The 24,749-nt window shown below is 55.9% G+C and carries 33 protein-coding genes, 1 tRNA gene and 1 pseudogene; 29 read left to right on the top strand and 6 right to left on the bottom strand.

Translation table 11 applies throughout. The annotated features are described in order from the left end of the window. Positions 1–71: 71 nt before the first annotated feature. From ACXI0A_RS06630 to ACXI0A_RS06570, 13 genes and pseudogenes are all read left to right on the top strand, one after another. A complete protein-coding gene (locus ACXI0A_RS06630) occupies positions 72–377 on the top strand; it encodes a hypothetical protein (RefSeq protein WP_476149763.1) in 306 nt (101 codons plus the stop codon). Further along, positions 377–1,288, top strand: a complete 912-nt coding sequence (locus tag ACXI0A_RS06625) for a recombinase RecT (RefSeq protein WP_476149764.1) — start codon at positions 377–379, stop codon at positions 1,286–1,288. Before ACXI0A_RS06630 ends, ACXI0A_RS06625 begins: the two co-directional genes overlap by 1 nt. Beyond that, on the top strand, positions 1,285–1,767 hold the full coding sequence (locus ACXI0A_RS06620) for a siphovirus Gp157 family protein (protein WP_476149766.1): 483 nt from the start codon (positions 1,285–1,287) through the stop codon (positions 1,765–1,767). Before ACXI0A_RS06625 ends, ACXI0A_RS06620 begins: the two co-directional genes overlap by 4 nt. Positions 1,768–1,777: 10 nt before the next feature. Then, a complete protein-coding gene (locus ACXI0A_RS06615; RefSeq protein WP_476149767.1) occupies positions 1,778–2,173 on the top strand; it encodes a hypothetical protein in 396 nt (131 codons plus the stop codon). An 11-nt stretch (positions 2,174–2,184) separates the two neighbouring features. After that, the gene (locus ACXI0A_RS06610; protein ID WP_476149769.1) at positions 2,185–2,454 is read left to right on the top strand and encodes a DUF7446 family protein; all 270 of its coding nucleotides are present in this window, start codon (positions 2,185–2,187) and stop codon (positions 2,452–2,454) included. After that, the gene (locus ACXI0A_RS06605; RefSeq protein ID WP_476149770.1) at positions 2,447–2,743 is read left to right on the top strand and encodes a hypothetical protein; all 297 of its coding nucleotides are present in this window, start codon (positions 2,447–2,449) and stop codon (positions 2,741–2,743) included. The genes ACXI0A_RS06610 and ACXI0A_RS06605 overlap by 8 nt, the downstream gene beginning before the upstream one ends. Before the next feature lie 106 nt (positions 2,744–2,849). Next, positions 2,850–3,038 carry a hypothetical protein gene (locus ACXI0A_RS06600; RefSeq protein WP_476149772.1) on the top strand — a complete coding sequence of 63 codons (189 nt, stop codon included), beginning with the start codon at positions 2,850–2,852 and terminating at the stop codon, positions 3,036–3,038. Between the two features lie 274 nt (positions 3,039–3,312). Further along, complete coding sequence (locus ACXI0A_RS06595) at positions 3,313–3,873, top strand: HNH endonuclease signature motif containing protein (protein WP_479485191.1); 561 nt, start codon at positions 3,313–3,315, stop codon at positions 3,871–3,873. Then, on the top strand, positions 3,863–4,087 hold the full coding sequence (locus tag ACXI0A_RS06590; protein ID WP_479485190.1) for a hypothetical protein: 225 nt from the start codon (positions 3,863–3,865) through the stop codon (positions 4,085–4,087). The genes ACXI0A_RS06595 and ACXI0A_RS06590 overlap by 11 nt, the downstream gene beginning before the upstream one ends. Then, positions 4,084–4,290, top strand: a complete 207-nt coding sequence (locus tag ACXI0A_RS06585) for a hypothetical protein (protein ID WP_476149776.1) — start codon at positions 4,084–4,086, stop codon at positions 4,288–4,290. Before ACXI0A_RS06590 ends, ACXI0A_RS06585 begins: the two co-directional genes overlap by 4 nt. Positions 4,291–4,335: 45 nt before the next feature. After that, positions 4,336–4,533, top strand: a complete 198-nt coding sequence (locus ACXI0A_RS06580; RefSeq protein WP_476149778.1) for a hypothetical protein — start codon at positions 4,336–4,338, stop codon at positions 4,531–4,533. Between the two features lie 170 nt (positions 4,534–4,703). Next, positions 4,704–4,796, top strand: a pseudogene (locus ACXI0A_RS06575) (helix-turn-helix domain-containing protein); the annotation flags it as partial. A 134-nt stretch (positions 4,797–4,930) separates the two neighbouring features. Then, the gene (locus tag ACXI0A_RS06570; RefSeq protein WP_476149780.1) at positions 4,931–6,094 is read left to right on the top strand and encodes a tyrosine-type recombinase/integrase; all 1,164 of its coding nucleotides are present in this window, start codon (positions 4,931–4,933) and stop codon (positions 6,092–6,094) included. A 15-nt stretch (positions 6,095–6,109) separates the two neighbouring features. Here ACXI0A_RS06570 and ACXI0A_RS06565 read toward each other — a convergent pair. Together ACXI0A_RS06565 and ACXI0A_RS06560 are read right to left on the bottom strand one after the other, a co-directional pair. Further along, a tRNA-Arg gene (locus ACXI0A_RS06565) sits at positions 6,110–6,186 on the bottom strand. Positions 6,187–6,368: 182 nt separating this feature from the next. Next, positions 6,369–6,872, bottom strand: a complete 504-nt coding sequence (locus ACXI0A_RS06560; RefSeq protein ID WP_436339392.1) for a DUF1198 family protein — start codon at positions 6,870–6,872, stop codon at positions 6,369–6,371. A gap of 176 nt (positions 6,873–7,048) precedes the next feature. On the opposite strand from ACXI0A_RS06560, the gene folD reads away from it, so the two are divergent. After that, complete coding sequence (folD, locus tag ACXI0A_RS06555; protein ID WP_034828233.1) at positions 7,049–7,915, top strand: bifunctional methylenetetrahydrofolate dehydrogenase/methenyltetrahydrofolate cyclohydrolase FolD; 867 nt, start codon at positions 7,049–7,051, stop codon at positions 7,913–7,915. Next, positions 7,915–8,127, top strand: coding sequence for a ribosome-associated protein YbcJ (gene ybcJ / locus ACXI0A_RS06550; RefSeq protein ID WP_034828230.1), 213 nt, complete (start codon positions 7,915–7,917; stop codon positions 8,125–8,127). Before folD ends, ybcJ begins: the two co-directional genes overlap by 1 nt. A 173-nt stretch (positions 8,128–8,300) precedes the next feature. Here ybcJ and cysS read toward each other — a convergent pair whose 3' ends face one another. Further along, positions 8,301–9,686 (bottom strand): cysteine--tRNA ligase, encoded by a 1,386-nt coding sequence (gene cysS / locus ACXI0A_RS06545; protein ID WP_476149783.1) that lies wholly within the window; start codon positions 9,684–9,686, stop codon positions 8,301–8,303. A gap of 218 nt (positions 9,687–9,904) precedes the next feature. On the opposite strand from cysS, the gene ppiB reads away from it, so the two are divergent. The 4 genes from ppiB to purK all read left to right on the top strand — a co-directional run bounded on the left by ppiB (position 9,905) and on the right by purK (position 12,888). After that, positions 9,905–10,399, top strand: a complete 495-nt coding sequence (gene ppiB / locus ACXI0A_RS06540) for a peptidylprolyl isomerase B (RefSeq protein WP_200679674.1) — start codon at positions 9,905–9,907, stop codon at positions 10,397–10,399. Next, a complete protein-coding gene (gene lpxH / locus ACXI0A_RS06535) occupies positions 10,399–11,115 on the top strand; it encodes a UDP-2,3-diacylglucosamine diphosphatase (RefSeq protein ID WP_476149786.1) in 717 nt (238 codons plus the stop codon). Before ppiB ends, lpxH begins: the two co-directional genes overlap by 1 nt. Positions 11,116–11,317: 202 nt before the next feature. Further along, on the top strand, positions 11,318–11,827 hold the full coding sequence (gene purE, locus ACXI0A_RS06530; RefSeq protein ID WP_476149788.1) for a 5-(carboxyamino)imidazole ribonucleotide mutase: 510 nt from the start codon (positions 11,318–11,320) through the stop codon (positions 11,825–11,827). Continuing rightward, positions 11,824–12,888 carry a 5-(carboxyamino)imidazole ribonucleotide synthase gene (gene purK, locus ACXI0A_RS06525; RefSeq protein WP_476149790.1) on the top strand — a complete coding sequence of 355 codons (1,065 nt, stop codon included), beginning with the start codon at positions 11,824–11,826 and terminating at the stop codon, positions 12,886–12,888. The genes purE and purK overlap by 4 nt, the downstream gene beginning before the upstream one ends. 142 nt (positions 12,889–13,030) lie before the next feature. Here the strand turns inward: purK and ybbP are convergent, their stop codons facing one another. Beyond that, positions 13,031–15,448: a putative ABC transporter permease subunit YbbP gene (gene ybbP, locus ACXI0A_RS06520; RefSeq protein WP_476149792.1), complete on the bottom strand. Its 2,418-nt coding sequence runs from the start codon at positions 15,446–15,448 to the stop codon at positions 13,031–13,033. Then, a complete protein-coding gene (ybbA, locus tag ACXI0A_RS06515) occupies positions 15,445–16,131 on the bottom strand; it encodes a putative ABC transporter ATP-binding protein YbbA (protein ID WP_045833127.1) in 687 nt (228 codons plus the stop codon). Before ybbA ends, ybbP begins: the two co-directional genes overlap by 4 nt. Here ybbA and tesA point away from each other — a divergent pair. The 5 genes from tesA to ACXI0A_RS06490 all read left to right on the top strand — a co-directional run bounded on the left by tesA (position 16,099) and on the right by ACXI0A_RS06490 (position 19,900). Continuing rightward, entirely contained in the window at positions 16,099–16,725 is a 627-nt protein-coding gene (tesA, locus tag ACXI0A_RS06510) for a multifunctional acyl-CoA thioesterase I/protease I/lysophospholipase L1 (protein ID WP_224934094.1), read from the top strand. The genes ybbA and tesA overlap by 33 nt on opposite strands. 31 nt (positions 16,726–16,756) lie before the next feature. Further along, the gene (locus ACXI0A_RS06505) at positions 16,757–17,530 is read left to right on the top strand and encodes an SDR family oxidoreductase (RefSeq protein ID WP_476149795.1); all 774 of its coding nucleotides are present in this window, start codon (positions 16,757–16,759) and stop codon (positions 17,528–17,530) included. A gap of 79 nt (positions 17,531–17,609) precedes the next feature. Next, complete coding sequence (locus ACXI0A_RS06500) at positions 17,610–18,464, top strand: tetratricopeptide repeat protein (RefSeq protein WP_476149797.1); 855 nt, start codon at positions 17,610–17,612, stop codon at positions 18,462–18,464. Between the two features lie 63 nt (positions 18,465–18,527). Next, positions 18,528–19,442, top strand: a complete 915-nt coding sequence (locus tag ACXI0A_RS06495) for an SPFH domain-containing protein (protein ID WP_224934097.1) — start codon at positions 18,528–18,530, stop codon at positions 19,440–19,442. After that, positions 19,442–19,900 carry an NfeD family protein gene (locus tag ACXI0A_RS06490; protein ID WP_224934250.1) on the top strand — a complete coding sequence of 153 codons (459 nt, stop codon included), beginning with the start codon at positions 19,442–19,444 and terminating at the stop codon, positions 19,898–19,900. Before ACXI0A_RS06495 ends, ACXI0A_RS06490 begins: the two co-directional genes overlap by 1 nt. On the opposite strand, the gene cueR is transcribed toward ACXI0A_RS06490, so the two are convergent. Further along, positions 19,876–20,292, bottom strand: coding sequence for a Cu(I)-responsive transcriptional regulator (cueR, locus tag ACXI0A_RS06485; protein WP_476149800.1), 417 nt, complete (start codon positions 20,290–20,292; stop codon positions 19,876–19,878). The genes ACXI0A_RS06490 and cueR overlap by 25 nt on opposite strands. A 96-nt stretch (positions 20,293–20,388) precedes the next feature. Here cueR and copA point away from each other — a divergent pair, with 96 nt between their 5' ends. The 5 genes from copA to ACXI0A_RS06460 all read left to right on the top strand — a co-directional run bounded on the left by copA (position 20,389) and on the right by ACXI0A_RS06460 (position 24,714). Next, positions 20,389–22,887, top strand: a complete 2,499-nt coding sequence (gene copA / locus ACXI0A_RS06480; protein ID WP_476149802.1) for a copper-exporting P-type ATPase CopA — start codon at positions 20,389–20,391, stop codon at positions 22,885–22,887. Positions 22,888–22,958: 71 nt separating this feature from the next. Next, positions 22,959–23,759, top strand: a complete 801-nt coding sequence (locus tag ACXI0A_RS06475; RefSeq protein ID WP_476149804.1) for a TraB/GumN family protein — start codon at positions 22,959–22,961, stop codon at positions 23,757–23,759. A 149-nt stretch (positions 23,760–23,908) separates the two neighbouring features. Continuing rightward, entirely contained in the window at positions 23,909–24,064 is a 156-nt protein-coding gene (locus tag ACXI0A_RS06470) for a hypothetical protein (RefSeq protein ID WP_224934101.1), read from the top strand. A 29-nt stretch (positions 24,065–24,093) separates the two neighbouring features. Continuing rightward, positions 24,094–24,573, top strand: a complete 480-nt coding sequence (gene ybaK, locus ACXI0A_RS06465) for a Cys-tRNA(Pro)/Cys-tRNA(Cys) deacylase YbaK (protein WP_476149806.1) — start codon at positions 24,094–24,096, stop codon at positions 24,571–24,573. Between the two features lie 12 nt (positions 24,574–24,585). Further along, complete coding sequence (locus tag ACXI0A_RS06460) at positions 24,586–24,714, top strand: hypothetical protein (RefSeq protein ID WP_476149808.1); 129 nt, start codon at positions 24,586–24,588, stop codon at positions 24,712–24,714. Positions 24,715–24,749: the final 35 nt, after the last annotated feature.

Here is a 24,749-nt window from a genome sequence, read left to right as displayed (position 1 = left end):
CGAGAGGCCCATCTCTTCGGCGACAAAGCGAAATGGGCTATGGCAATGCAGCTGTTACGGAGGTCAGTTAAATGAGCCGATTCACACTGAACGCACGCGACAAGGTTCGGGTGCTGAGTATTGCCGCGGCACTTCCCGATCGCGATAAGCAGGAAGTTGCCAAAGAGGTTGATGATTACCTCGATACGCATCACGTCAACCCGCTGATGATGGCTGCTCAGAACTTCCTGCAGCAGCACTACGGCGGCGTAGCGGCTCAGATGCTGGACTCGGATGATGATGCCCACATCGAGCTTGATAAGGTGCTGCGCGACCTGATGGTTGCAGCAGGAGAACGAATGCGTGGTGTAAATGTGATTCACAACGAGGTGGCGTGATGAGCTTCGATTTAGTTGAATTCGTAAAAAAGCAGGAGCCGCTGTTCGTTGGTGCGGTTTCCGACCAGTCAATCACATGGGCTAAGGAAAGCCAGTTCGCCATTCAGCTGTTCCAGAAAAATGACTGTCTGGCTAAGACAGCCATTAGCAACCCCACCAGTGCACAGAACGCGATCATCAACGTTGCAGCCATTGGCATCAGCCTCAACCCGGCAAGCAAGCTGGCATACCTGGTGCCGCGTGACGGGATGATTTGCCTCGACATCAGCTACATGGGCCTGCTGCATATCGCTCAGGCAGCAGGCGTCATCAAGTGGGGACAGTGCAAACTGGTTCACGCCAGCGACACATACGAACCGAACGGACTTGATAAAGCGCCAACCCACAAATACAGCGCCTTCGTGACTCCAGAGGAACGCGGCGCGGTGATTGGTGGCTACTGCACAGTTAAGACGGCAGACGGGGATTACCTCACGGAAGAGATGAGCCTGGCTGAGATTGAAGATATCAGGAAGGTGAGTAAAGCCGGCACATCACCAAAGGGACCATGGGTTAACTTCTGGTCTGAGATGGCAAGGAAGACCATCGTTAAGCGCGCCAGCAAGTACTGGCCTCGTGCAGATCGTCTCGATAATGCAACGGACATGCTGAATGAGACCGAAGGCGTTTTCACTGAGCCGACAATGCCATACGTACCAGAGGAAAAAGTTGTTCAGGACGAACAGCAGCGCAACGAAGAATTCAGCAATAACCTCAATGAACTCTGCGAACAGATGCCACTTTGCTCGTCAATTAACGAGCTTAAATCGGTATTCCAGAAAGCCTACAAGATGACAGCTGGAATGCCAGTACAGCAGAACGTTCAGCAGATTTACCACGAAGCCAAAAACAAACTGGAGGCAGTCGTATGACCGCTCTATACCAAATCGCCAATGACTTTGCTGCATTAACCGATTCTGGCATGGAGCCGGAGATGATTGCTGACACGCTGGACGCTATCGAGTGGGAGCTTGAGGGGAAGGTTGAGCAGTGCCTGGCCGTATGTAAAAACGAATCGGCATACGCGGAAACCCTCAAGGAAGAGAGCCGCAAGCTTGCAGAGCGCGCCCGTGCTGCTGAGAATCGTGTGACAAGCATCAAAGATTACGTTGCCAAATCGCTTGAAACCGCAGGCAAGAAATCGCTCAAGGCCGGAATTCATCAGGTTACCGTCCGCGCACCGTCCAAGTCAGTTGAAATCACAGATGCTGGCTCGATCCCCGCTGACTATGTCGAGTACGAAACCACGATTAAGCCTAACAAACTGGCTATAAAACAGCAGATTGAGGCAGGCATCGAGATTCCCGGAGCTCACATCAAGCTGGGCAAGCCGTCACTCATCATTAAATAGGCGGTTAGCCATGATGAAACTTCCTAACTACCGCCGCAACAATCACCCGAATTCGGGATTCAAGGAAAAGGTAGTTTTCCAACTGAGTAAGGGACCGAAGACTGGGCGCGAATTAAGCGACCTTTTTCATATGTCGCTGGGCCAGTTCAACAGCATTATGCGCGGCTGCCTGCGCGGTGAAACGGCGGTAATTACCGCTACTGACCCGGTGCTGGTAGATGGCTGCACCGACTTCACTTACACGCTTGTCAGCACCAAACGCATCACTCACAAAAACCCGAAGGCCATCGTCGTTTCATGGCGCGCTTTCGGCATGGCTACCAACGACAGCCAGCGCATAAACACAGAGGCGGCACAGCGCCGCGCCAGATTAATCAAGGCTGGCCTGTGGCCGGTTGGCGAATAAGGGGAAAGAACATGGCACGATTAGAACTTGGTTTCTCACCATTCAGTAAAACTATCCAACTCGCTAAGATGAAAGACCTCGGCAACGGCGTTCGCCAGCGCGTTGGTAATGATCGCGGCCGTGACGTGACTAATGAAGCTGCGCAGATGGTTTGGCAGCTAGTTATAGCTGAGGGTGGTCGCGTTGAATGGGGGTTGGATGATGGCAGCAAAATGGTGTTAGAAGCCACGAAAGAGTTACCAAAATCGAACGACACAGCTAAAGGTGGCAGCGATGATTAGCAGCCGCGCAGCACAGCGGGCACTGGCGCAGGGAAAGCGACAGAGGATTTTTCGTATCAGCAACAGAAAAATCATGCTGCACGGAGAAAATCACCCACCTTGGTTTTATGTCAAAACTACAAAACCCTCACGAAGCCAGTCGAAAGCAAAACGCAGGGTTAGAGAGTACCGCCTGAATATTCACTATGAGCGCTTTATCAGGCTGGGCTACGACGAAAAGGAAGCGTGGTTCTGGGCGAATGATGTTCTGGAAAGCAACTTCAGCAAGCCCGCCGACAGCACCACTTGAGTGCTCACCTACTGATAGCGCATTTACAATTCCCCGGCAATTTAAGTAATCATTGGTGATATAAATAAATACTCAGCGATTCGGTTTATTAGAAAGAGGAAGGTAAATGAAAGATATTAAATTTTCATGGTTCGTTAGATATTCCTTCACCAAAGATGGTGAAAAGGTTACCAATTATGGCATTGTGAAGGGAGAGGATGCTTCTAACGCATTCTCATCCTTTGGTAAGTACCTTGCTGAAAAGAATGACATTAAAGTTGATGAAATTGATATTCTGGCATTTAACAAGGTTTAAGAATATTGAGTATGAAAGGGTCGCTTCGGCGGCCTTTTTTATTTCCTGCAATCTGGAGAAATACCATGTGCGATGAAATTGACGCAGCATCAGACCTCGAAATCCTCAACACAGAGATAGCGCTGGCTAATCGCCCGATACCCGCGCCGCGCTCACCGGTATGTTTAAACGCTGACTGTGGCGAGCCATCACTTGAAGGCACAAGCTATTGCTGCAGTGAGTGCCGGGAAGACCATGAGAAGGAATTGTGGGCGCAGCGGCACAGAAAGGTGGCATGACGATGACTAAAAGGCATCTGGATTTATCGCAAGAGCTATTGAAGTGCTACTTAATCTACGACCCAGTCACGGGCGTTTTTACAAGAAAGGTATCGATAAATAACAACTGCAGAAGGGGCGATGTGGCAGGAACCATATCGCGCGGTTATGTAACGATAGCCATTGAAGGGGTACGCTATCGCGCCCACCGACTTGCTTGGCTATACATGCATGGAGAGCTACCTGATAGCGAGATAGACCATATAAACAGGAATAAACAAGACAATAGAATATCAAACTTGAGGCTTTGTTCAGGCAACGAAAATGCCGTGAACCGCTCAATGAGGTCGGATAACTCATCTGGATTTAGAGGTGTTTCATTTCATAAGGGCTTGGGCAAATGGCACGCTAGAGCATGCATAAATGAGCAAACTCACCACATTGGATATTATTCAACACCCTTAGAAGCGAGCAAGGCATATCACCGCTTCATAAAAGAAAAGCATGGTGATTTCTATGTAAGTTTTGAGGATGAGCAAGCCAATACGGGGTGCCTAGATGCAGGCAATGAGTGTTGAAACTCAAAACATTATGCGCTCCGTAGCGCGTAAGTGCAGAACGGAAATCCTCACCGCCATTGATGGCAGGCCCAAATCAGAACACGATCGCATCATCACCAACATTCTTGATCGCCACGCCAAAACCATTGACTGCCTGCCACCCAATACATTCCGGCCAAAATCCTGGCTCGTGTATTACGTGCGCCAGATTGAAAAGGAGATGTCGAAGTGAAAGAAATGCCATCACGCCAAATGGCTGTTGTCGGTACTCACAAAGATACCGGCGAGCAGGTGTATTTCCGTTCAGCATATTACGCGCCTGGCTTCCACCGTTCCGGCATCAAAGAAGCAATCAGTGGCCGTGCTAAGTCACATCGTGGTTACACGTGGCGATACGCGACAAAGAAAGAACGCGAGCAGCACACCAACCACTAATCCTCCACCACAAAACCTTTATCGCGCTCTGCGTGAGGAGTTGTTATGTCCGTTTATTTTTATAGCGGGTTAATTTTTAAGTCTGGAGTCGTAGTTCGTGGATTCAGCGGCACCGTAGAAATGGAGCATGCAAGTGATGCCTATCGTTACGCTCATGCCGTTCAAGTTCAAACTCTAAAAGACGAAGAGATTTACACCGGTGATTACTTCATCCACATGAAGCAGTTGAACAAAGTTGAATGACCACCACCTGCGACGAACCCATAACGCTTGGCGACCTGCTTCAGTGGGTTGCCCTGATTATCTCAATCATCATCGCCTGGCTATGGCCTGAACCAAAGTAATGTTGCCATATAGCCACATCCCACCCGATTAACCACTTTTGTTGTCATATACCAACATCCGGAGAGCCAATGGAAAGCTATTCACTTTCTATGGATGAGGCCTGCGCGTTCCTCGGAATTTCCCGACCAACCTGCCAGCAGTGGATTCGAACCGGCAGGCTGACGGCAACGCGCAAAGACCCGTCTAAACCGAAGTCACCCTACCTTCTCACCCGCCAGGCATGTATTGCCGCACTCAATAATCCAATGCACACTGTCGCCGTGAGCGCGGCAGATGCACATGAGGAGAAATCAACATGTCGATCTTCCGCAGGGGCTCCGTCTGGTACGGGAGCTACACGACGCCAGGCGGCAAGCGCATTAAAGAATCTCTTGGGACAGAGGACAGAAAGCAAGCGCAGGAGCTACACGACCGCAGAAAGGCTGAACTGTGGCGAATAGAGCGTCTCGGGGATTTCCCTGATGTGACGTTCGAGGAGGCCTGTATGCGCTGGTTTGAAGAGAAAGCGCATAAGAAGTCTATCGATGCAGACAAGGGCCGGATCGGATTCTGGCTCATGCATTTTGAAGGGGTATTGCTGAAGGACATCAGCGAAGCGAAGATTTATGCGGCCGTCAGTAAAATGACCAACCGTAAATCAGAGGAGCGATGGAACCAGCGTTCGGCCACGATGGCGAAGAAGGGAATGGATCTCGGTGCCTATAAGCCGGTGGCAGTTTCCACATCGACCAAGGCCAAGCACCTTGCTCTGATGAAGGCGCTGATGCGCGCCGCTGAACGTGACTGGAAGTGGATCGAGAAGTCACCGGTGATTAAGGTGCCACAGGAAAGAAATAAGCGGGTGCGTTGGCTCGAACCCGCTGAAGCTCAGCGACTGATTGATGAATGCCCCGAACCCCTCAAGTCTACCGTAGAGTTTGCGCTGGCAACAGGACTGCGCCGCTCTAACATCGTCGACCTGAAGTGGCAGCAGATAGACCTGCAGAGGAAAGTGGCATGGATTTACCCGGAAGACAGCAAGTCAGGCAGAGCAATTGGCGTTGCCCTGAATGGCACAGCCGAGACCGTTCTGCGCAAACAGATTGGCCGGCATCACAACTGGGTATTCGTTCACACCGAATCAGCGAAGAGAAGTGACGGAACCACAACGGCGACCGTGCGCAAAACACGGGTGGATTCCAATACTGCATGGCGGGCAGCACTTAAACGGGCAGGCATTGAGGATTTCCGTTTCCACGACCTGAGGCACACCTGGGCAAGCTGGTTAATCCAGTCTGGTGTTCCGCTGTCAGCGCTTCAGGAAATGGGGGGATGGGAAAGCATTGACATGGTGCGCCGGTATGCTCACCTGGCACCGAACCATCTGACGGAACATGCGAGGCAAATTGATGCGATTTTTGGCAGTCGTGTCCCAAATCTGTCCCACGGGGAAAATTTGAAAGCGGAGGGGGAGAGGTAACTCGTTGATTTAGCTTGGTACGCCCTACAGGATTCGAACCTGTGACCTACGGCTTAGAAGGCCGGTGCTCTATCCAGCTGAGCTAAGGGCGCATAGTGGTTGCGTCGGATTATACGTTTGCACGCTCTCGCGTCAACGTTTTTGCCGCCCTGCGGCTCCAGAGTGTTGAATCATTGAACAATTCGTCCTGAAGACCGAGCAATACGCCCCATACTGCGCTCCATCTGCCTTCAATACCCATGCCCATGCCGTGCCCAACAATCTCCCCTGCCCATCAATGCCGCTTACGCCACTCGCTCATCGACACCAGGTTACTCACCTCACCCGCCTCACCTTCCAGCTCGATCCCCTGCTGCGTAAACCGCGCATTATACTGCTCCCGCAGCGCATGCAGTTCCGCACTCTCCGGCTCCAGCTGCCGCAGAAATCCCAACGCCAGCAACAGCTGCTGCCGCGATATCAGTCCCGAAAATCCAGCTTTAGTCAGAATCCCGTGCCAACGCACCGCGTTCTCATCGCTGCCATCGACAATCAACACCTGCCAGATCAGCATCACAGCGGCTCCGTTAGCCAGGTGAGTTTCGTTATCGCCCGCGATGTAATCGGTGAACTCTTTGGCCGCGTCCTTACCCATCAGCGACAGCATCGACTCGATGTGCACCGGCGGCAGTTGCAGCCGTTTACTCAGCCCTTGCGCAGCATGGCGCGAACCGGCCGTCAGTAGTTGAAACCCTACAACAAACACCACCGCCAGCGTGGCGAGTATTAACCAAATCATCACGGCATCCACATAATTTCCTGAGGGACATAATACGCGCTAAGGCGGCCTCACGTCACTGCGGAAAGTCGTGAAACGCACGGGTGAAATGAATCTCTACCTGACAGCCGCACGCGCTTCTGACAGAATAGGCGCCAATCCCCGATTTAACTCTCTACAGATGGATTTCCTCTCTGATGGCAGCAAAAATTATTGACGGTAAAACGATTGCGCAGCAGGTGCGCCTTGAGGTTGCCGAAAAAGTACAGCAGCGTCTGGCAGCCGGTAAACGTGCACCAGGTTTGGCAGTGGTGCTGGTGGGTGAGAACCCCGCTTCGCAGATCTATGTCGCCAGCAAACGTCGCGCCTGTGATGAAGTGGGCTTTATCTCCCGCTCTTATGATCTGCCTGCGACCACCAGCGAAGCCGAACTGCTGGAACTGATCGATACGCTGAACAATGACAGCGAAATCGACGGTATTCTGGTTCAGCTGCCGCTGCCAGCCGGCATCGATAATGTCAAAGTGCTGGAACGCATCGTGCCGGACAAAGATGTCGATGGCTTCCATCCGTACAACATCGGTCGTTTGTGCCAGCGTGCGCCGAAGCTGCGTCCTTGTACGCCGCGCGGCATCGTCACGCTGCTGGAGCGCTACAATATCGATACCTACGGTCTGAACGCCGTGGTGGTTGGCGCATCCAATATCGTTGGTCGTCCGATGAGCATGGAGCTGCTGCTGGCGGGCTGCACCACCACCGTCACGCACCGTTTCACCAAAGATCTGCGTCATCACGTTGAGCACGCCGATCTGCTGGTGGTGGCGGTCGGCAAACCAGGCTTTATTCCGGGTGACTGGATCAAGCCAGGCGCGGTAGTGATTGATGTTGGCATCAATCGTCTGGAGAGCGGTAAAGTGGTGGGCGATGTGGATTTCGCGAGCGCTTCTGAGCGTGCGTCTTATATCACCCCGGTTCCCGGTGGCGTCGGTCCAATGACTGTCGCGACCCTGATTCAAAATACATTAGTCGCGTGCGAAGAGTATCACGACGTGGAGGAGGCATAATGGCCAGTTTTTCTTTGGGCGAACATGCTCACGTTGATTTGTGTGACCTGCTGAAACTTGAAGGTTGGGTGCAGAGCGGTGCGCAGGCAAAAGTGGCTATCGCGGATGGCGAAGTCCGCGTGGATGGCGCAATCGAAACGCGTAAGCGCTGCAAGATTGTGGCAGGCCAGAAAGTTGAGTTCGCCGGTTATAAAATTACCGTTGTAGCTTAAGCGTTCAGGCAATGAAAAAGGGGCGAACTGCGGTTCGCCCCTTTTGCTATTCTGCGGCTGGTAAATTCAGGTACACATCAACGTGAACCCTGCGACCTGAAAATTCGGGTGCTGATGACAGCGCACCCTTCAATTTGCATATTCGAGTGCCGATAAACGCGCATCCGACGATATTACTTACGACGCCAGCTCGAACCCTGCGGACCATCTTCGACAATCACGCCCAGCTCATTCAGCTTGTCACGCGCAACATCCGCCTGTGCCCAATCTTTTGCGGCACGCGCATCAGAACGCGCTTTGACCCAATGCTCGATCTCCGCCACTTCGTCATCATTCACCTGCGCACTGCTCTGCAGGAACTGCTCTGGATCCTGTTGCAGGATGCCGAGCACGTTCGCCAGCTGACGCAGTTTCGCAGCCAGCGCATCTGCAGCCGCTTTATCTTCGGTTTTCAGGCGATTGACTTCACGCGCCATGTCGAAGAATGCCGAGTAAGCTTCCGGCGTGTTGAAGTCGTCATCCATCGCAGTGCGGAAGCGCGCTTCAAACTCTTCGCCGCCTGCTGGCGTGGCGCTGGCATCGGTGTGACGCAGCGCGGTATAGAGACGCTCCAGCGCCGCACGTGCCTGATTAAGGTTATCTTCGCCGTAGTTAAGCTGGCTGCGATAGTGGCCCGACATCAGGAAATAACGCACGGTTTCCGCATCGTAATGCGCCAGTACATCGCGCACGGTGAAGAAGTTGCCGAGTGATTTCGACATCTTCTCACGGTCGATCATCACCATGCCGGAGTGCATCCAGTAGTTGACGTAATCGCCGTCATGCGCACAGGTCGACTGCGCCACTTCGTTTTCATGGTGCGGGAACATCAGGTCCGATCCGCCACCGTGAATATCGAAGTGGTTGCCGAGCTGTTTGCAGTTCATCGCGGAACACTCGATGTGCCAGCCCGGACGACCGTTGCCCCACGGGGAATTCCAGGCGGGCTCATCCGGCTTGGACATTTTCCACAACACGAAGTCCATCGGGTTGCGTTTGATTTCAGTGATTTCAACGCGCGCGCCCGCCTGCAGCTGAGTAAGATCCTGACGCGACAGCACGCCGTAACCTTTGTCACTCAGCACATCGAACATCACGTCGCCGTTGTCCGCCACATAAGCGTGTTTGCGTTCGATTAGACGCTCAACCAGTTCGATGATTTCAGGGATATGGCGCGTGGCACGCGGCTCCAGATCCGGCGGTAGAATGCCCAATGCGTCAAAATCTTTGTGCATTTCAGCGATCATACGGTTGGTCAGCGTTTCGATGCTCTCACCGTTCTCGTTGGCACGTTTGATGATCTTGTCTTCAATATCGGTAATGTTACGCACATATTTGAGCTGATAGCCCACATAGCGCAGATAACGTGACACCACATCAAATGCAACGAAGGTACGCCCATGACCGATATGACAAAGGTCATAAACCGTAATTCCACAGACGTACATGCCGATCTGACCAGCGTGGATCGGTTTGAATTCCTCTTTCTGACGGCTCAGGGTGTTATAGATCTTCAGCATTGAACGATTCCGTTATTAACGTTTGCGGGATACGCCTTTCCAGCGTAGCTGGGTATTGTGCCGTATTTTTCTCAGTTGTGCATCGCTCGCTTACCTTCTGTGGCTGCCTTACTGACGAGCCATCGGAATTTGTGATATAAGAGGCGTCTACAAAAATGCCCCGCCGCTTAGCAGGCGCGGCAGTTGATACTGACGACACCCGTAACAGGACGAATATAATGGTCACTTTCCAGACGAACCATGGCGACATCGTAATCAAAACCTTCGATGACAAAGCGCCGGCTACCGTGAAAAACTTCCTGGACTACTGCCGTGAAGGTTTCTACGACAACACCATCTTCCACCGTGTGATCAACGGTTTCATGGTTCAGGGCGGCGGTTTCGAGCCTGGCATGAAGCAGAAAGACACCAAAGAAGACATTCGTAACGAAGCCAACAACGGTCTGAAGAACACCAAAGGTACGCTGGCAATGGCCCGTACTCAGGCGCCACACTCAGCGACTGCACAGTTCTTCATTAACGTAGCAGACAACGACTTCCTGAACTTCCGTGACGAAAGCCTGCAGGGCTGGGGTTACTGCGTGTTCGCTGAAGTGGTTGAAGGCATGGACGTGGTTGAGAAAATCAAAGCGGTGAAAACTGGCCGCAGCGGCATGCATCAGGACGTTCCGGTTGACGACGTTGTCATCCAGAAAGTGACTGTTAGCGAGTAATGTCGCGCACGCTGTTTATCGCAGATTTGCATCTGTGCACAGAAGAACCGGCAATTACTGCCGGTTTTCTGCATTTTTTGCAGGGTGAAGCGCGCGATTGCGATGCGCTTTACATCCTCGGCGATCTGTTTGAAGCCTGGATTGGCGATGACGATCCCAATCCGCTGCACCGCGAAATCGCCGCAGCACTGAAAGCCCTGCCGATCCCCAAATTCTTTATCCATGGCAATCGAGACTTCCTGCTCGGTAAACGCTTTGCGCGTGAAAGCGGGATGACGTTGCTGCCGGAAGAGCAAGTGCTCAGCCTGTACGGCCATCGCGTGCTGATCATGCACGGCGATACTTTATGTACTGACGATGAAGGCTACCTACGCTTCCGCGCCAAAGTGCATCAGCGCTGGTTGCAGCGTCTGTTCCTCGCCCTGCCGCTGCGGATTCGCATGCGCATTGCCGCACGTATGCGCGCCGACAGCAAGCAAGCCAACCAGCACAAGACGATGAGCATCATGGATGTTAATCAGCAAGCCGTGATCGATACGATGACGCGCCAGCAGGTGCGGATTCTGATTCACGGGCATACTCACCGTCCGGCGGTGCATGAGCTGCTGGTGCAAGGTGAAAGCGCCCAGCGCGTGGTGCTCGGTGCCTGGCATGAAAATGGCTCGATGATTCAGGTCGATGCCGATGGCGTGCAGCTGATCGAATTTCCGTTTTAAAATCGCATCCTGAAATAGTCGGGCGTACCCGGGCTCGACACTCAGCGGGATGAAGATTCATCATCTGACCATCTTCACGCATCATTGCCCGTTTTCCGGCCACGCAACCGTTTTCCTTGCTCTCTTCTCATGCTATTCTCTGTGCCCTTCTTTACCTGCCCGCCCGGCCAGGTTCGTTTGACTATTCACAGGAGTTGACCGCATGTCATCCAACGCCACCCCGGCTCGTATTGCCATCGTCATGGGTTCTAAAAGTGACTGGGCTACCATGCAGTTCGCCGAGGAAATTCTTAACAGCCTGGATGTTCCGTTCCACGTTGAAGTGGTCTCTGCTCACCGTACGCCAGACAAACTGTTCAGCTTTGCCGAAACTGCCGCAGATAACGGTTTCCACGTGATCATCGCGGGTGCTGGCGGTGCTGCGCATCTGCCGGGCATGATTGCTGCCAAAACGCTGGTGCCGGTGCTGGGCGTGCCGGTACAAAGCGCCGCGCTGAGCGGTGTGGATAGCCTCTACTCCATCGTGCAGATGCCGCGCGGTATTCCAGTAGGCACATTGGCGATCGGTAAAGCCGGTGCAGCTAACGCTGGGCTGCTGGCGGCACAGATTCTGGCGGTGCATGACAAAGAGCTGGCGGCGCGTCTCGCCACCTGGCGTCAAACCCAGACTGATGAAGTGCTGAACAACCCAGATCCGCGGGTGGATGCATGAAACCGGTTTGCGTACTCGGCAACGGTCAGTTAGGCCGTATGCTGCGCCAGGCGGGTGAACCGCTGGGCATCGCGGTGTATCCGGTGGGTCTGGATGCCGAACCTTCTGCCCTGCCGATCGCCGAAAGCGTGATCACCGCAGAGATCGAGCGCTGGCCGGAAACCGCGTTAACGCGCGAGCTGGCGTTGCATCCGGCATTTGTGAACCGCGATATCTTCCCGCGTCTGGCCGATCGCCTGACGCAGAAACAGCTGCTCGATCAGCTGAACCTGGCAACGGCGCCATGGCAGTTGCTGGCAGATAAAGCTGAGTGGCCGCAGGTGTTCAGTTCACTGGGCGAACTGGCGATTGTGAAACGTCGCACCGGTGGTTATGACGGTCGCGGTCAGTGGCGTTTGCGCGCCAACGAGACCGATTCGCTGCCGGATGAGTGCTACGGCGAATGCATCGTTGAGCAGGGCATCAACTTCAGCGGTGAAGTGTCGCTGGTCGGTGCGCGCGGTCAGGATGGCACCACGGTGTTCTATCCGCTGACGCATAACCTGCATCAGGACGGCATTCTGCGCACCAGCGTGGCGTTCCCACAGGCCGATGCTGCGCAACAGCAGCAGGCGGAAGCAATGCTTAGCGCGATCATGCATGAGCTGAAATACGTGGGTGTGATGGCGATGGAGTGTTTCATCACGCCAGAAGGCCTGCTGATCAACGAACTGGCGCCGCGCGTGCACAACAGCGGTCACTGGACGCAGAACGGCGCGTCCATCAGCCAGTTTGAGCTGCATCTGCGTGCGGTGCTGGGTCTGGCGCTGCCGAAGCCGGTGGTGTTTGCGCCATCGGTGATGGTGAACCTGATTGGCACCGACGTGAATGTGGACTGGCTGCAACAGCCGCTGGTGCATTTGCACTGGTATGACAAAGAAGTGCGTCCGGGCCGTAAGGTTGGGCACTTGAATCTCACTGACAGCGATCAAGCGCGCCTTGCGGCGGCGCTGAACGCGCTGGTGCCGCTGCTGCCGGAAGAGTACGCCAGCGGAATTGCCTGGGCGATTGAGAAGCTTTGAATGAAAAGGCCGCGCAAGCGGCCTTAAATTTATGTTGTTTTCCAGGGACGCATAAATGCGTCCCCTACGAAATAATGCTGCCTTTGGCTCCCTTGCAGATTCGATGCCATCGTAGGGGCGGCATTCATGCCGTCCATTACCCTTAAGCCGTTTCAAACCGCTTAAACAGCGCCTTGCCTTTCAACAGTCGCACGCCCAGCCAGCCGCCGCACACTGACAACAGCAGCGCGCCGCAAATCGGTAATGCAATCCACAGCGTCCAGTCTGGCTCCCACGGGAAATCGAAGATCTTGCGCTGTAATCCCCACAGCGCCGCTTCTGCGCCCAGTGCCGCCGCAATCCCCGACACCACGCCAAGCAAGGCAAACTCGCACCATAACGTGCCGCGCAGCAGGCGTTTACTCGCACCCAGCGTGCGATACACCACCAGCTCTTGCCTGCGCTGTCGCATACCGACCTGAATCTGCGCCAGCAGCAGCAACACGCCACAGATCGTTACCAGCACCACCATGATCTCCAGCGCCTGGCTTACCTGCGCCAGTACCAGACCGATCTGCTTCAGCATACTGCCGACATCCAGCAAGCTCAGCGTCGGGAAAGCGCGATTGAGCTGGGCCAGCAGCGCTGGATTGCTGTCCATGCGGAAGCTGGTCAGCCAGGTTTGCGGCTGTTGATCCAACGCACCCGGCGGGAAAATAAAGAAGAAGTTCGGCCGCAGGCTCTCCCAATCCACTTTGCGCAGGCTGGTGACTTTAGCGCTGAACTGCTGGGTATCACCGCTGAAGGTCAGCGTATCGCCGAGCTTCAGTCCAAGACGATCCGCCAGCTCCACTTCCATCGACACTTCCCCGGCTTTCGGCGGCCAGCTTCCGGCCAGCAGCGGATTGTGATCCGGTCGCTCCGATTGCCACGTCAGATTCAGTTCGCGGTTCAGCGCGTTATCCATCTTCGGATCGGCTTCTTTGCCGTTCAGCTCCGTCAGACGCGCACGCACAATCGGATAGTAGGATTCCGGTTTAACCTGATGCTGATTGAGGAAGTCGCGCACCTGCGGCACCTGTTCCTGCGTCATGTTGAGCAGGAAGTAGTTCGGCGCATCCGGCGGCAACTGCTGCTGCCAGCGATCCAGCAGATCGCCACGCATCACCAGCAGTAACGCCAGCAGCATAAAGGAGAGCGAAAATGCCGCCAGCTGGCTCAGCGTCATCACCGGCTGTCGCAGCAGACGGTTGATTGCCAGTCGCATTGCCAGATTGCGCACCACCAGCTTACGCAGCAGCAACAGCGTGCCCCAGCCGAGCAGTGACAGCAGCAACGCCAGCATCACCACGCCGGCCAGTAGCGCCCACAGCATTTTGCTGCCACCCATCAATAATGCCAGCAGGCCAACCACCACCAGCGCCATCGCGGGCAGATAAAACCGCAGCGGCCAGACATTCGCCACCGCATCGAGCCGGAGCACACGCAGCGGCTGAGTCGCCATCAGCAGGCGATACGGACGCAATCCCACCAGCAGCGAAATGACAAACATCGCGCCAATTGCCCACAGCCACGGCCAGAAGCTGGCGGCAGGCAACGCGGCGGGCAGCACCGGTTTGAGCATCGCCAGCAGGATGATCTCAATCCCCTGCCCCAGCACGCTGCCCGCTATCGCCGCCAGCAGCAATACCGCCAGCCACTGGCCGATGATCAACCGTTGCAAGGCGTTGCGCGTCGCTCCCAACGTTTTCAACACTGCCACTAAATCGTATCGACTGCGGCAGTAATGGCTCATCGCCACCGCCACGGCCGCAATCGCCAGCATCAGCGTCAGCAAAGCAGAGAGCAGCAGGAATTGCTGCGCACGCTGCATCGAGCGACCGAGCGCATCTTCGGAGTTCTCGACGCTAATCCAGCGCTCACCGGCTTTTAGCTGCGGCTGGATCCAGCTGTCATAACGCGCCAGCGGAGCCGGATCGCCAGAGAACTTGTAGCGCCAGCTGAGTCGACTGCCGGGCTGAATCGCACCGGTTTTATCGACATCCGCGAGGTTCATCAGCAGGCGTGGCGCCGTCTGGAACGGATTAAAGCCGCCATCCGGCTCCTGAATCACCTCACCGGCAATACGCAGCGTGGTGTCACCCACATCGACGTTATCGCCCACTTTCAAATTGAGCAGCGCCAGCAAACGTGGCGCGGCCAGCACCGTGCCCGCCTGCGGTTTTAATCCCGGCGGATCGGTTTGCAAGGTGCCGAACATCGGATAGGCATCGTCCACCGCTTTCACATCCGCCAGCTGCGGCGTTTGATCGGCAAAGGTCATGGTCATAAAACTGAGCTGACGACTGACCGAGAGCCCTTCATCGCGTGCTTTGTTCAACCAGGCTTCCGGCGCGGGCGCGCTGCTGCGCAGGGTACGATCGCCCGCCATAAAATCACGGCTCTGCTGACTGAGCCCTTTTTCCATGCGATCGCTGATCGAGCCCAGCGCCAGCACGCAGGCCACCGCCAGCGTCAGCGCCAGCCAGACAATCAGCAGCGACGGCGAGCGCCATTCACGCCAGAACCAGCGCCAAATCATGTTTCCTCCCACAGCTTGCCGTCGCGCAGACGCAGCCGACGATCGCAGCGCGCCGCCAGTTGCTCATCGTGCGTCACCAGAATCAGCGTGGTGGCGAAATCGCGGTTGAGGGAGAAAAGCAGGTCGGCGATGCGGTCGCCGGTTTTGCGGTCCAGGTTGCCGGTGGGTTCATCGGCGAACAGCAAACCAGGACGTCCGCTAAACGCGCGTGCCAGTGCCACACGCTGTTGTTCCCCGCCGGAAAGCTGCGCGGGCAGATGATGCAGACGGTCTTTTAAACCGAGCTGAGTCAGCAGATCCACTGATTGCGCGCGACTGTCACGATCGCTGTCACCGCGCAGCAAGGCGGGCAGCTGCACGTTCTCCAGCGCATTAAGCGTCGGCACCAGCATAAAGGACTGGAACACAAAGCCCACTTCCCGCGCGCGCAACGCGGCACGTTGCTCTTCGTTCATGTTATGCAGCGGCTGGCCGAGCAGATTGACCTCGCCGCTGCTGCCATCGTCCAGCCCGGCCAGAATGCCCAGCAATGTGGATTTGCCGGAACCCGATTCACCAATCAGCGCGATGGTCTCAGCTGGTTTGACAACCAGCTCAACTCCGGTAAGGATGGTCAGCTGATGCTCTCCCTGACCGACGGACTTAGTAAGATGATGAACTGCAACAATGTTTTCCGCTGGCATTATCCCTTCCTGTTGTTATTGCTTCTGCTGGTGTCCCGCATCGCCGCCGCCGATACCTTGCTGGTACTGGGCGACAGCCTGAGCGCCGGGTATCGCATGTCCGCCACTGCGGCATGGCCCAGCCTGCTCAATAAAACCTGGCAACAGCAGCCCCAGATTATTAACGCCAGCATCAGCGGAGATACCGCCGGACAAGGGCTGGCGCGTTTGCCTGGCCTATTAAAACAGCATCAACCCCGTTGGGTGTTAATCGAATTGGGCGGTAACGATGGCTTGCGCGGCTTCCCGCCTGCCAATATCGCGCAGGATCTCAGTAAAGTGATCGACGAAGTCAAAGCCGCTAAAGCGCAGCCGCTGCTGATGCAAATTCGTTTACCCGCTAATTATGGACGTCGTTATACCGAGGCGTTTAGCGCGATTTATCCACAGCTGGCACAGCAGTACAACATTCCTCTGGTGCCCTTCTTTATGGAGCAGGTCTATCTGAAGCCGGAATGGATGCAGCAGGACGGTATTCACCCCAATCCGGATGCGCAGCCGTTTATCGCCAATCTGATGGCCAACGAACTGGCTCCGCTAGTAAAGCAGAATTAAAGCAGGCGTGTGATTTTTAACAGGTAAAGAAATGCAAAAAACAATCGTAATCACTGGCTGCTCCAGTGGCATCGGCTTAGCGGCCGCCAACGATCTGCAATCCCGCGGCTATCGCGTGATTGCCGCCTGCCGTCGTGCGGATGATGTGGCGCGCATGGAGGCGCTGGGCTTTACTGGCGTCCAGCTCGATCTTGATGATGCCGCCAGCGTGGATGCCGCCGCCGACCGCATTCTGGAATTGTGCGAGCATCGCCTGCACGGTTTGTTTAACAACGGCGGCTTTGGTCAGTACGGCCCGCTGAGCAGCGTCTCGCGCGCGCAGCTGGAAAAACAGTTCTCCACCAACCTGTTTGGCACCCATCAACTGACGATGCGCCTGCTGCCTGCCCTGCAAGCCAGCGGCAATGGGCGTATTATCAATACCAGCTCGGTGCTGGGCCTGATCTCCACGCCCGGACGCGGCGCCTATGCCGCCAGCAAATGGGCGCTGGAAGCCTGGAGCGATGCGCTGCGCATGGAAGTGCGCGATGCCGGCGTGCGTGTGAGTTTGATCGAGCCAGGCCCGATTGCCACGCGCTTCACCGACAATGTGCATCAGGGCGAGCAGGACAAACCGGTGCGTAATCCCGGCATTGCCGCACGCTTCACCCTGCCGCCGGAAGCCATTTTGCCCAAGTTGCGTCACGCGCTGGAAAGCAAACATCCGCGCCTGCGCTATCCAGTGACGCTGGTCGCATGGATGATGAGCCTGCTGAAACGCCTGTTACCGGGCTGGATGCTGGATCGCATCTTGCGCAGCAACTGATCGACAAGCTAGATTTGAACTTGAAGCGGGGCAGCTTGCCCCCATATTCTCAACACACTTTCTGCAAAGAGACGTATTCATGTCACACGCTTTGATTATCGACATCAACGAATCCAACCTGCACCAGACGCTGGAACAATCCACGCAGATGCCGGTGCTGTTCTATTTCTGGTCCGATCGCAGCCAACACTGTCAGGAGCTGACGCCGGTGCTGGAGCGTCTGGCACAGGAGTACGCGGGTCAGTTTATTTTGGCCAAACTGGATTGTGATAAAGAGCAGATGGTGGCATCGCAGTTTGGTCTGCGCTCGATTCCAACCGTGTATCTGTTCCAGAACGGGCAGCCGGTAGATGGCTTCCAGGGCCCGCAGCCGGAAGAAGCGATTCGCGCACTGCTACAAAAAGTGCTGCCGCGTGAAGAAGAGATTAAAACCCATCAGGCGATGCAGCTGATGGAAGAAGGCAAACCGCTGGATGCGCTGCCGCTGCTGAAAGACGCATGGGCGCTGAGCAACCAGAACAGTGAAATTGGTTTCCTGTTGGCAGAGGTGCTGATCACCCTGAGCCGCAGCGAAGAAGCGGAAGCCGTGCTGGCGGTGGTGCCATTGCAGGATCAGGACACTCGCTATCAGAGTCTGGTGTCGCAAATTGATCTGCTGAAACAAGCTGCGGATACCCCTGAAATTCAACAACTGCAGGAACAGCTGGCCAGCGAGCCCGCGAATGCGGAACTGGCTGCTAAACTTGCTTTACAGCTGCATCAGGTGGGCCGTAACGAAGAAGCGTTGGATCTGCTGTTCAGCTTCCTGAAGAGCGATCTCAGCGCCGGCGAAGGTCAGGTACGTAAAATGTTCCAGGAGATTTTGGCTGCGCTGGGTACCGGTGATCCCCTCGCCACCCGCTATCGCCGCCAGCTGTACTCGCTGCTGTACTGATCGGTACCGCGCGTGAAACGGGCCGAACGACTCGGCCCGACAATCTGACAACCAGGAGGTTATATGTTGACTGTGATTCCCGTCATTATCGTGCTCGCGCTCGTTACGGTGTGGGCTGGTGTAAAAATCGTGCCACAAGGCTATCAGTGGACGGTGGAACGTTTTGGTCGTTACACCAAAACCCTACCGCCAGGCCTCAGTTTGATCGTCCCCTTCATGGATCGTGTGGGTCGCAAGATCAATATGATGGAACAAGTCCTCGATATTCCCTCGCAAGAAATCATCTCCAAAGATAACGCTAACGTCACCATTGATGCCGTGTGTTTTATCCAGGTGGTTGATCCTGCGCGTGCGGCCTATGAAGTCAGCAATCTTGAGCTGTCGATCCTTAATCTGACCATGACCAACATCCGTACGGTACTGGGTAGCATGGAATTAGATGAGATGCTGTCGCAGCGCGATAACATCAACACCCGCTTACTGCACATCGTCGATGAAGCCACCAATCCGTGGGGCGTCAAAATCACCCGTATCGAAATTCGCGATGTTCGCCCGCCGCAGGAACTGATCGCGGCGATGAATGCGCAGATGAAAGCCGAACGTACCAAGCGTGCCGACATCCTTACCGCAGAAGGCGTGCGTCAGGCCGCGATTCTTCGCGCCGAAGGGGATAAGCAGTCGCAGATTCTGAAAGCCGAAGGTGAGCGAACCTCCGCTTTCCTGCAGGCCGAAGCGCGTGAACGCCAGGCGCAGGCGGAAGCCAACGCCACGCGTGCCGTGTCGGAGGCGATTGCCGCCGGCGACATTCAGGCGGTGAACTACTTTGTGGCGCAGAAATATACCGATGCGCTGCAGAAAATCGGTGAATCTCATAACAGCAAAGTGGTGATGATGCCGCTGGATGCCAGCAGTTTGCTGGGTTCCATTGCCGGTATCGGTGAATTGCTGAAGGAGAGCCGTCAGGAGCGTAAACCGTGATCCTGATGGAACTGATTGCCCATCCACACTGGTTCTGGCTGACGCTGGGCGGCCTGTTGCTGGCCGCTGAAATGCTCGGCACCAGCGGTTATCTGCTGTGGAGTGGTTTAGCGGCGGTGCTGGTCGGTCTGATTGAGTGGTGCTTCCCGTTCTCGTGGACGCATCAGGGCATGCTGTTCGCCGCGCTGACCTTGCTGTGCGTCTACTTCTGGTATCGCTGGATGCGCTACCGTGAGGTTTCTCAGCAGCCCAACACCCTGAATCAACGCGGATCGCAGATGATCGGGATGCACCTGACCCTGGATTCCACGCTCAAAGATGGTTTAGGTCATGTGCGCATTGGCGATAGCAGTTGGCGTGTGCAGGCGACAGAAGATTTGCCCGCCGGAACGCCAGTGATCGTCACCGGTGTGGTCGGCATCACGCTGATGATTCAGCCGCGCTTCCCTTCGCCCTGATGGCAGCAGCCCGCCAGATGATTGATGATCGGGCAATCGGCACTGTCATCGCCGGGGCAGGCTTCAGCAAGTTCCAGCAGTCGCGCGCGCATCGCATGTAATTCTTCGATGTGCGCGGCGATTTCATCCGCTTTCTGCAAGGTGCGCGCTTTGACATCCGCGCTGTGGCGAGCGGGATCGTTGAACAGGGTAACCAGCTCGCGGCATTCGTCCAGCGTAAAGCCGACCTGACGCGCCTGGCGCAGCAGATTCAGCTCATCGATATGATGCGCGGCGTAGCTGCGGTAACCATTATCACTGCGTAACGGCGGCGTCACCACGCCCTTCTCTTCGTAAAAGCGGATCGCCTTGCTGGTCAGCCCGGTCTTTTTTGCCACATCGCTGATGTTCATGTCTCTGCCTCTTGACCTTCCCCTGAATGGAAGGTTTAGGCTCTATAACTAATGCAAAGTTTGCAGACAGTCAAACCTCTCGTTAAGGAGTTTAAGATGTCACACACACAATTACTGGCGCTGGACGGTTTGTCCTGTGGCCACTGCGTCAAACGGGTCAAAGAAGCGCTGGAGCAGCGTGACGATGTGGAACAAGCGGAAGTCACCCAGCAGGAAGCGCGCGTCACCGGTGCTGCCAGCGTCAGCGATCTGATTGCCACCGTGGAACAGGCCGGCTATCACGCAGCGGTGAAAGACAGCCCAAAGCCTGAGCCGTTGACAGCAACAGAGCCGCCGCCGGAGGCGCTGACAACGGAGTCGCAACCGGCAGAAGAAAATCTTCCGATTCACCATTTGCTGATCAGCGGCATGAGCTGCGCCAGCTGTGTGAGCCGGGTGGAACAAGCATTGCAGAAAGTGCCTGGCGTCAGTCAGGCCCGCGTCAACCTCGGAGAGCGCAGTGCGCTGGTGTTAGGCGATGCGCAAGCCGAGGCGCTGATTGGTGCAGTGGATCAGGCGGGCTATTCCGCAGAAGTGATCGACGATGAACAGACGCGGCGTGAACGCCAGCAGGTCAGCGCACAGCAGGCGATGCGCCGCTTTAGCTGGCAGGCGGCGTTGGCGCTGCTGCTTGGCGTGCCCATGATGATTTGGGGCATGCTCGGCGACAATATGATGCTCAGCGACGCCAACCAAACGTTATGGCGCTCGCTCGGCGTTATCACCTTGCTGGTGATGGTGATCGCTGGCGACCACTTCTATCGCAGTGCGTGGCGTAGCTTACGGCACGGCACCGCCACCATGGACACTTTAGTGGCGCTGGGAACCGGTGCAGCCTGGCTCTACTCGATGAGCGTGGCGCTGTGGCCGGAATTTTTCCCGATGCAGGCGCGACATCTCTATTTCGAAGCCAGCGTGATGATTGTCGGGTTAATCAATCTCGGCCATGCGCTGGAACAGCGAGCACGCCAGCGTGCCTCTAAGGCACTGGAACGGCTGCTGGATCTGACGCCGGCGCAAGCCTGTGTCATCGGCGCGCAAGGCGAAACGCTAATGCCGTTGAGCGAGGTCCAGCCCGGCATGCTGCTGAAACTGGTGACTGGCGATCGCGTGCCGGTGGATGGCGAAGTCGAGAGCGGCGAAGCCTGGTTTGATGAAGCGATGTTGACCGGTGAAGCGGTGCCACAGGCGAAGCAGCCGGGCGATAAAGTCTATGCCGGGACGCTGGTGCAGGATGGCACGTTGCGCTTCGTGGCACGCGCCACCGGCAGTCACACCACGCTGGCTCGCATCATCAATCTGGTGCGCCAGGCGCAGAGCAGTAAACCGGACATTGGCCGCCTGGCCGATCGCATCTCGGCAGTGTTTGTGCCGGTGGTAGTAGCGATTGCCCTGCTGGCGGGTCTGGTGTGGTATCTGGTCGGCCCGCAGCCACAGTTGGCCTACACGCTGGTGATCGTCACCACAGTGCTGATTATCGCCTGCCCTTGCGCACTGGGGCTGGCAACGCCGATGTCGGTAATTGCCGGCGTTGGTCGTGCGGCAGAACTGGGTGTGCTGGTGCGTGATGCTGATGCGCTGCAGCGTGCCAGCGAAGTCGATACCATCGTGTTTGATAAAACCGGCACGCTGACGCGCGGCACCCCGCAGGTCAGCGATGTGCTGGTGTACGGTGACTGGAATCAACAGCAGGTATTGAGCGCCTCGGCACAGCTGGAACAAGGTTCGAACCATCCGCTGGCGAAAGCGATTCTGGCGGCAGCACCCGATCTCAGTGACGAGCCGATTAAGCAATTTCGTACAATACGTGGCAAAGGCGTGAGCGCTAAAGTGGCAGGCAGAACACTGCTGCTCGGCAATCAGGCTTTGCTGGATGAGCACCAGATAGATTACCGAGCCGCACAACAAGATATCGACCGTTTCGCCGCGCAAGGTACTACGCCGGTGCTGCTGGCCGATCAGCGCCAGTTACTGGGCCTGATCGCCTTGCGTGACAGCCTGCGTCCGGAGAGCGCGGAGGCTTTACAGCGTCTGCACCAGTTGGGTTATCGGTTAATCATGCTGACCGGCGATCACCAGAAAACCGCGCAAGTAATTGCTGCCGAAGCCGGTATTGATGAAGTGATTGCGGGCGTGCTGCCCGAAGGCAAAGCGCGGGCGATTGCGCAGTTGCAGCAGCAAGGGCGCAAAGTGGTGATGGTCGGCGATGGCATCAACGATGCACCCGCGCTGGCGCAGGCCGATATCGGCATTGCGATGGGTGGCGGCAGCGATGTGGCCGTCGAAACCGCCGCCATGACGCTGATGCGCAACGATTTGCACTGTGTTGCCGATGCGCTGGCGATGGCAGGCGCGACGCTGCGCAATATGCGTCAGAATTTGCTTGGTGCTTTTATTTATAACAGCCTGGGAATTCCGATTGCGGCGGGCGTGCTCTATCCGTTCACCGGCTTACTGCTCAGCCCGATCGTAGCGGGCGCGGCGATGGCGCTGTCATCGATTACCGTGGTGAGTAACGCGAATCGTTTGTTGCGCTTTAAGCCGGCAAAACGTTAATCGCCCTCTCTGCCCTGTTTTTCAGTGACTGAAATCGCTAGCATGGATTTTTGACTTCAAAAGGACAGGGCATGAGACGCAATCTGTGGCACATCTTCCAGCAGATGGCCGCCAGCCTCTTCCCGGCGCGCTATACCTGGCCGGCAATGGATATCAAATTGGGCGATCGACGCCTGCACCTGGCGGGCAGCATTCATATGGGCACGCGCGATATGCAGCCGTTGCCCGCCGGTCTGTTGCGTCAGCTTAGTCAAGCCGATGCGCTGATTGTCGAAGCCGATATTACCCAAGGCGCATCACCCTTCAGCAATGACGATGACTATGCACCGCTGGCGATGCGGCTGGATGCCGAGGTGCTGCAGCGACTGGATGCCCTGTGCGATGAGCTTTCGCTTTCAATGACAGTGTTCGATACGCTGCCGTTCTGGCAAATCGCCTTGATGCTGCAGGCGCAACAGGCGCAGCGCCTGGGGTTACGGCCGCAATACGGTATCGACTACCAATTGCTGATGGCAGCAAAGGCGGCCAATAAGCGCATTATCGAATTAGAAGGCCCGGAAACCCAGATCGCGCTGCTGAAGTCGCTGCCGCAGGAGGGTTTATCGCTGTTACTGGATACGCTGGAGCATTGGCACACCAATGCCCGCCTGCTGCAAACCATGATCAGCTGGTGGCTGGATGCGCCACCCAGTCAGCAGCCGGTGGCCCTGCCGACCACCTTCAGCAGCGATCTCAATGACACGCTGATGCGTAATCGTAATCAGCACTGGCGCGAGTTATTACAGGCGCTGCCGAAAGGCCGCTATGTGGTGGCTGTCGGTGCGCTCCATCTGTATGGCGAGGATAATTTGCCAGGGTTGCTGAAGTCGTAACCAGCGCTAGCGCAAAACCTGTTGTGCCCACAAGTTCTTAAAGTCATCAGTACGAAGACGTGCATACGTATGATCGTGCGGAAAAAGGGTTTGGCAGTTGAGCAGTTGAGCAGTTGAGCAGTTGAGCAGTTGAGCGGCAGGCTAAGCGGATGCGCGGCGAATTGCAGGCAAAAAAGAAGGCCAATATCGCTATCGGCCCGTCAAAGAGGAATTTGTTTATGATTTTGGTTATCACCAGCATTGCTGGCGCCGGCCAATTTTCGCGCAAAGTTCAGAATTTCGCCAGTATTATTCATCAAAACTGAAATAAGAATTTTCGTAGCAAGGACAGAACATGACACCCGCCGTAAAACTGCTGGAAAAACAAAAGGTCGCTTTTACTCTGCACCCTTACGAGCACGACAGCCATGAAACAAATTTTGGTGACGAGGTGGTGCGTAAGCTCAATCTTGATGCGCGTCAGGTGTTCAAAACCCTGTTAGTGGCGCTCAACGGCGATGCCAAAGCGCTGGCGGTAGCCGTGACGCCAGTCTCCTCGCAGCTCGATTTGAAAAAAGTGGCAAAGGCGTTGGGCGCGAAAAAAGCCGACATGGCCGATCCGCAACTGGCGCAGCGTGTGACCGGTTATCTGGTGGGTGGCATCAGCCCGCTGGGGCAGAAAAAACGCCTGCCGACGGTGATCGACCAACAAGCGGCGGAATTTGCCACCATCTTTATCTCCGGCGGCAAGCGCGGGCTCGATATTGAACTGGCGGCGCAGGATCTGGTGCGACTACTGGATGCCGCACTGGCGGACGTGGCGCGCCGTGATTAATTCGGCTGCTGGATGTCGTACTGGCCGACGTGGCACGCCGCGATTAATTCGGCTGCTGGATACCGCATTGGCCGACGTGGCACGCCGCGATTAATTCGGCTGCTGGATGCTGCACTGGCCGACGTGGCGCGCCGCGATTAATTCGGCTGCTGGATGTCGTACTGGCCGACGTGGTG

Source organism: Pantoea sp. C1E2 (assembly GCF_056491465.1).
The sequence above is the reverse complement of the archived record's forward strand: the minus strand, read 5'-3'. Positions and strand labels throughout refer to the sequence as shown.

Excerpts from the sequence above, each read along its gene's own strand:
- ACXI0A_RS06630 (WP_476149763.1), top strand. The coding sequence starts at position 72 with ATGAGCCGATTCACACTGAACGCACGCGACAAGGTTCGGGTGCTGAGT.
- ACXI0A_RS06625 (WP_476149764.1), top strand. The coding sequence starts at position 377 with ATGAGCTTCGATTTAGTTGAATTCGTAAAAAAGCAGGAGCCGCTGTTC.
- ACXI0A_RS06620 (WP_476149766.1), top strand. The coding sequence starts at position 1,285 with ATGACCGCTCTATACCAAATCGCCAATGACTTTGCTGCATTAACCGAT.
- ACXI0A_RS06615 (WP_476149767.1), top strand. The coding sequence starts at position 1,778 with ATGATGAAACTTCCTAACTACCGCCGCAACAATCACCCGAATTCGGGA.
- ACXI0A_RS06610 (WP_476149769.1), top strand. The coding sequence starts at position 2,185 with ATGGCACGATTAGAACTTGGTTTCTCACCATTCAGTAAAACTATCCAA.
- ACXI0A_RS06605 (WP_476149770.1), top strand. The coding sequence starts at position 2,447 with ATGATTAGCAGCCGCGCAGCACAGCGGGCACTGGCGCAGGGAAAGCGA.
- ACXI0A_RS06600 (WP_476149772.1), top strand. The coding sequence starts at position 2,850 with ATGAAAGATATTAAATTTTCATGGTTCGTTAGATATTCCTTCACCAAA.
- ACXI0A_RS06595 (WP_479485191.1), top strand. The coding sequence starts at position 3,313 with ATGACGATGACTAAAAGGCATCTGGATTTATCGCAAGAGCTATTGAAG.
- ACXI0A_RS06590 (WP_479485190.1), top strand. The coding sequence starts at position 3,863 with ATGAGTGTTGAAACTCAAAACATTATGCGCTCCGTAGCGCGTAAGTGC.
- ACXI0A_RS06580 (WP_476149778.1), top strand. The coding sequence starts at position 4,336 with ATGTCCGTTTATTTTTATAGCGGGTTAATTTTTAAGTCTGGAGTCGTA.
- ACXI0A_RS06570 (WP_476149780.1), top strand. The coding sequence starts at position 4,931 with ATGTCGATCTTCCGCAGGGGCTCCGTCTGGTACGGGAGCTACACGACG.
- ACXI0A_RS06560 (WP_436339392.1), bottom strand. The coding sequence starts at position 6,872 with ATGATTTGGTTAATACTCGCCACGCTGGCGGTGGTGTTTGTTGTAGGG.
- folD (WP_034828233.1), top strand. The coding sequence starts at position 7,049 with ATGGCAGCAAAAATTATTGACGGTAAAACGATTGCGCAGCAGGTGCGC.
- ybcJ (WP_034828230.1), top strand. The coding sequence starts at position 7,915 with ATGGCCAGTTTTTCTTTGGGCGAACATGCTCACGTTGATTTGTGTGAC.
- cysS (WP_476149783.1), bottom strand. The coding sequence starts at position 9,686 with ATGCTGAAGATCTATAACACCCTGAGCCGTCAGAAAGAGGAATTCAAA.
- ppiB (WP_200679674.1), top strand. The coding sequence starts at position 9,905 with ATGGTCACTTTCCAGACGAACCATGGCGACATCGTAATCAAAACCTTC.
- lpxH (WP_476149786.1), top strand. The coding sequence starts at position 10,399 with ATGTCGCGCACGCTGTTTATCGCAGATTTGCATCTGTGCACAGAAGAA.
- purE (WP_476149788.1), top strand. The coding sequence starts at position 11,318 with ATGTCATCCAACGCCACCCCGGCTCGTATTGCCATCGTCATGGGTTCT.
- purK (WP_476149790.1), top strand. The coding sequence starts at position 11,824 with ATGAAACCGGTTTGCGTACTCGGCAACGGTCAGTTAGGCCGTATGCTG.
- ybbP (WP_476149792.1), bottom strand. The coding sequence starts at position 15,448 with ATGATTTGGCGCTGGTTCTGGCGTGAATGGCGCTCGCCGTCGCTGCTG.
- tesA (WP_224934094.1), top strand. The coding sequence starts at position 16,099 with ATGATGAACTGCAACAATGTTTTCCGCTGGCATTATCCCTTCCTGTTG.
- ybbA (WP_045833127.1), bottom strand. The coding sequence starts at position 16,131 with ATGCCAGCGGAAAACATTGTTGCAGTTCATCATCTTACTAAGTCCGTC.
- ACXI0A_RS06505 (WP_476149795.1), top strand. The coding sequence starts at position 16,757 with ATGCAAAAAACAATCGTAATCACTGGCTGCTCCAGTGGCATCGGCTTA.
- ACXI0A_RS06500 (WP_476149797.1), top strand. The coding sequence starts at position 17,610 with ATGTCACACGCTTTGATTATCGACATCAACGAATCCAACCTGCACCAG.
- ACXI0A_RS06495 (WP_224934097.1), top strand. The coding sequence starts at position 18,528 with ATGTTGACTGTGATTCCCGTCATTATCGTGCTCGCGCTCGTTACGGTG.
- cueR (WP_476149800.1), bottom strand. The coding sequence starts at position 20,292 with ATGAACATCAGCGATGTGGCAAAAAAGACCGGGCTGACCAGCAAGGCG.
- copA (WP_476149802.1), top strand. The coding sequence starts at position 20,389 with ATGTCACACACACAATTACTGGCGCTGGACGGTTTGTCCTGTGGCCAC.
- ACXI0A_RS06475 (WP_476149804.1), top strand. The coding sequence starts at position 22,959 with ATGAGACGCAATCTGTGGCACATCTTCCAGCAGATGGCCGCCAGCCTC.
- ACXI0A_RS06470 (WP_224934101.1), top strand. The coding sequence starts at position 23,909 with ATGCGCGGCGAATTGCAGGCAAAAAAGAAGGCCAATATCGCTATCGGC.
- ybaK (WP_476149806.1), top strand. The coding sequence starts at position 24,094 with ATGACACCCGCCGTAAAACTGCTGGAAAAACAAAAGGTCGCTTTTACT.
- ACXI0A_RS06460 (WP_476149808.1), top strand. The coding sequence starts at position 24,586 with ATGTCGTACTGGCCGACGTGGCACGCCGCGATTAATTCGGCTGCTGGA.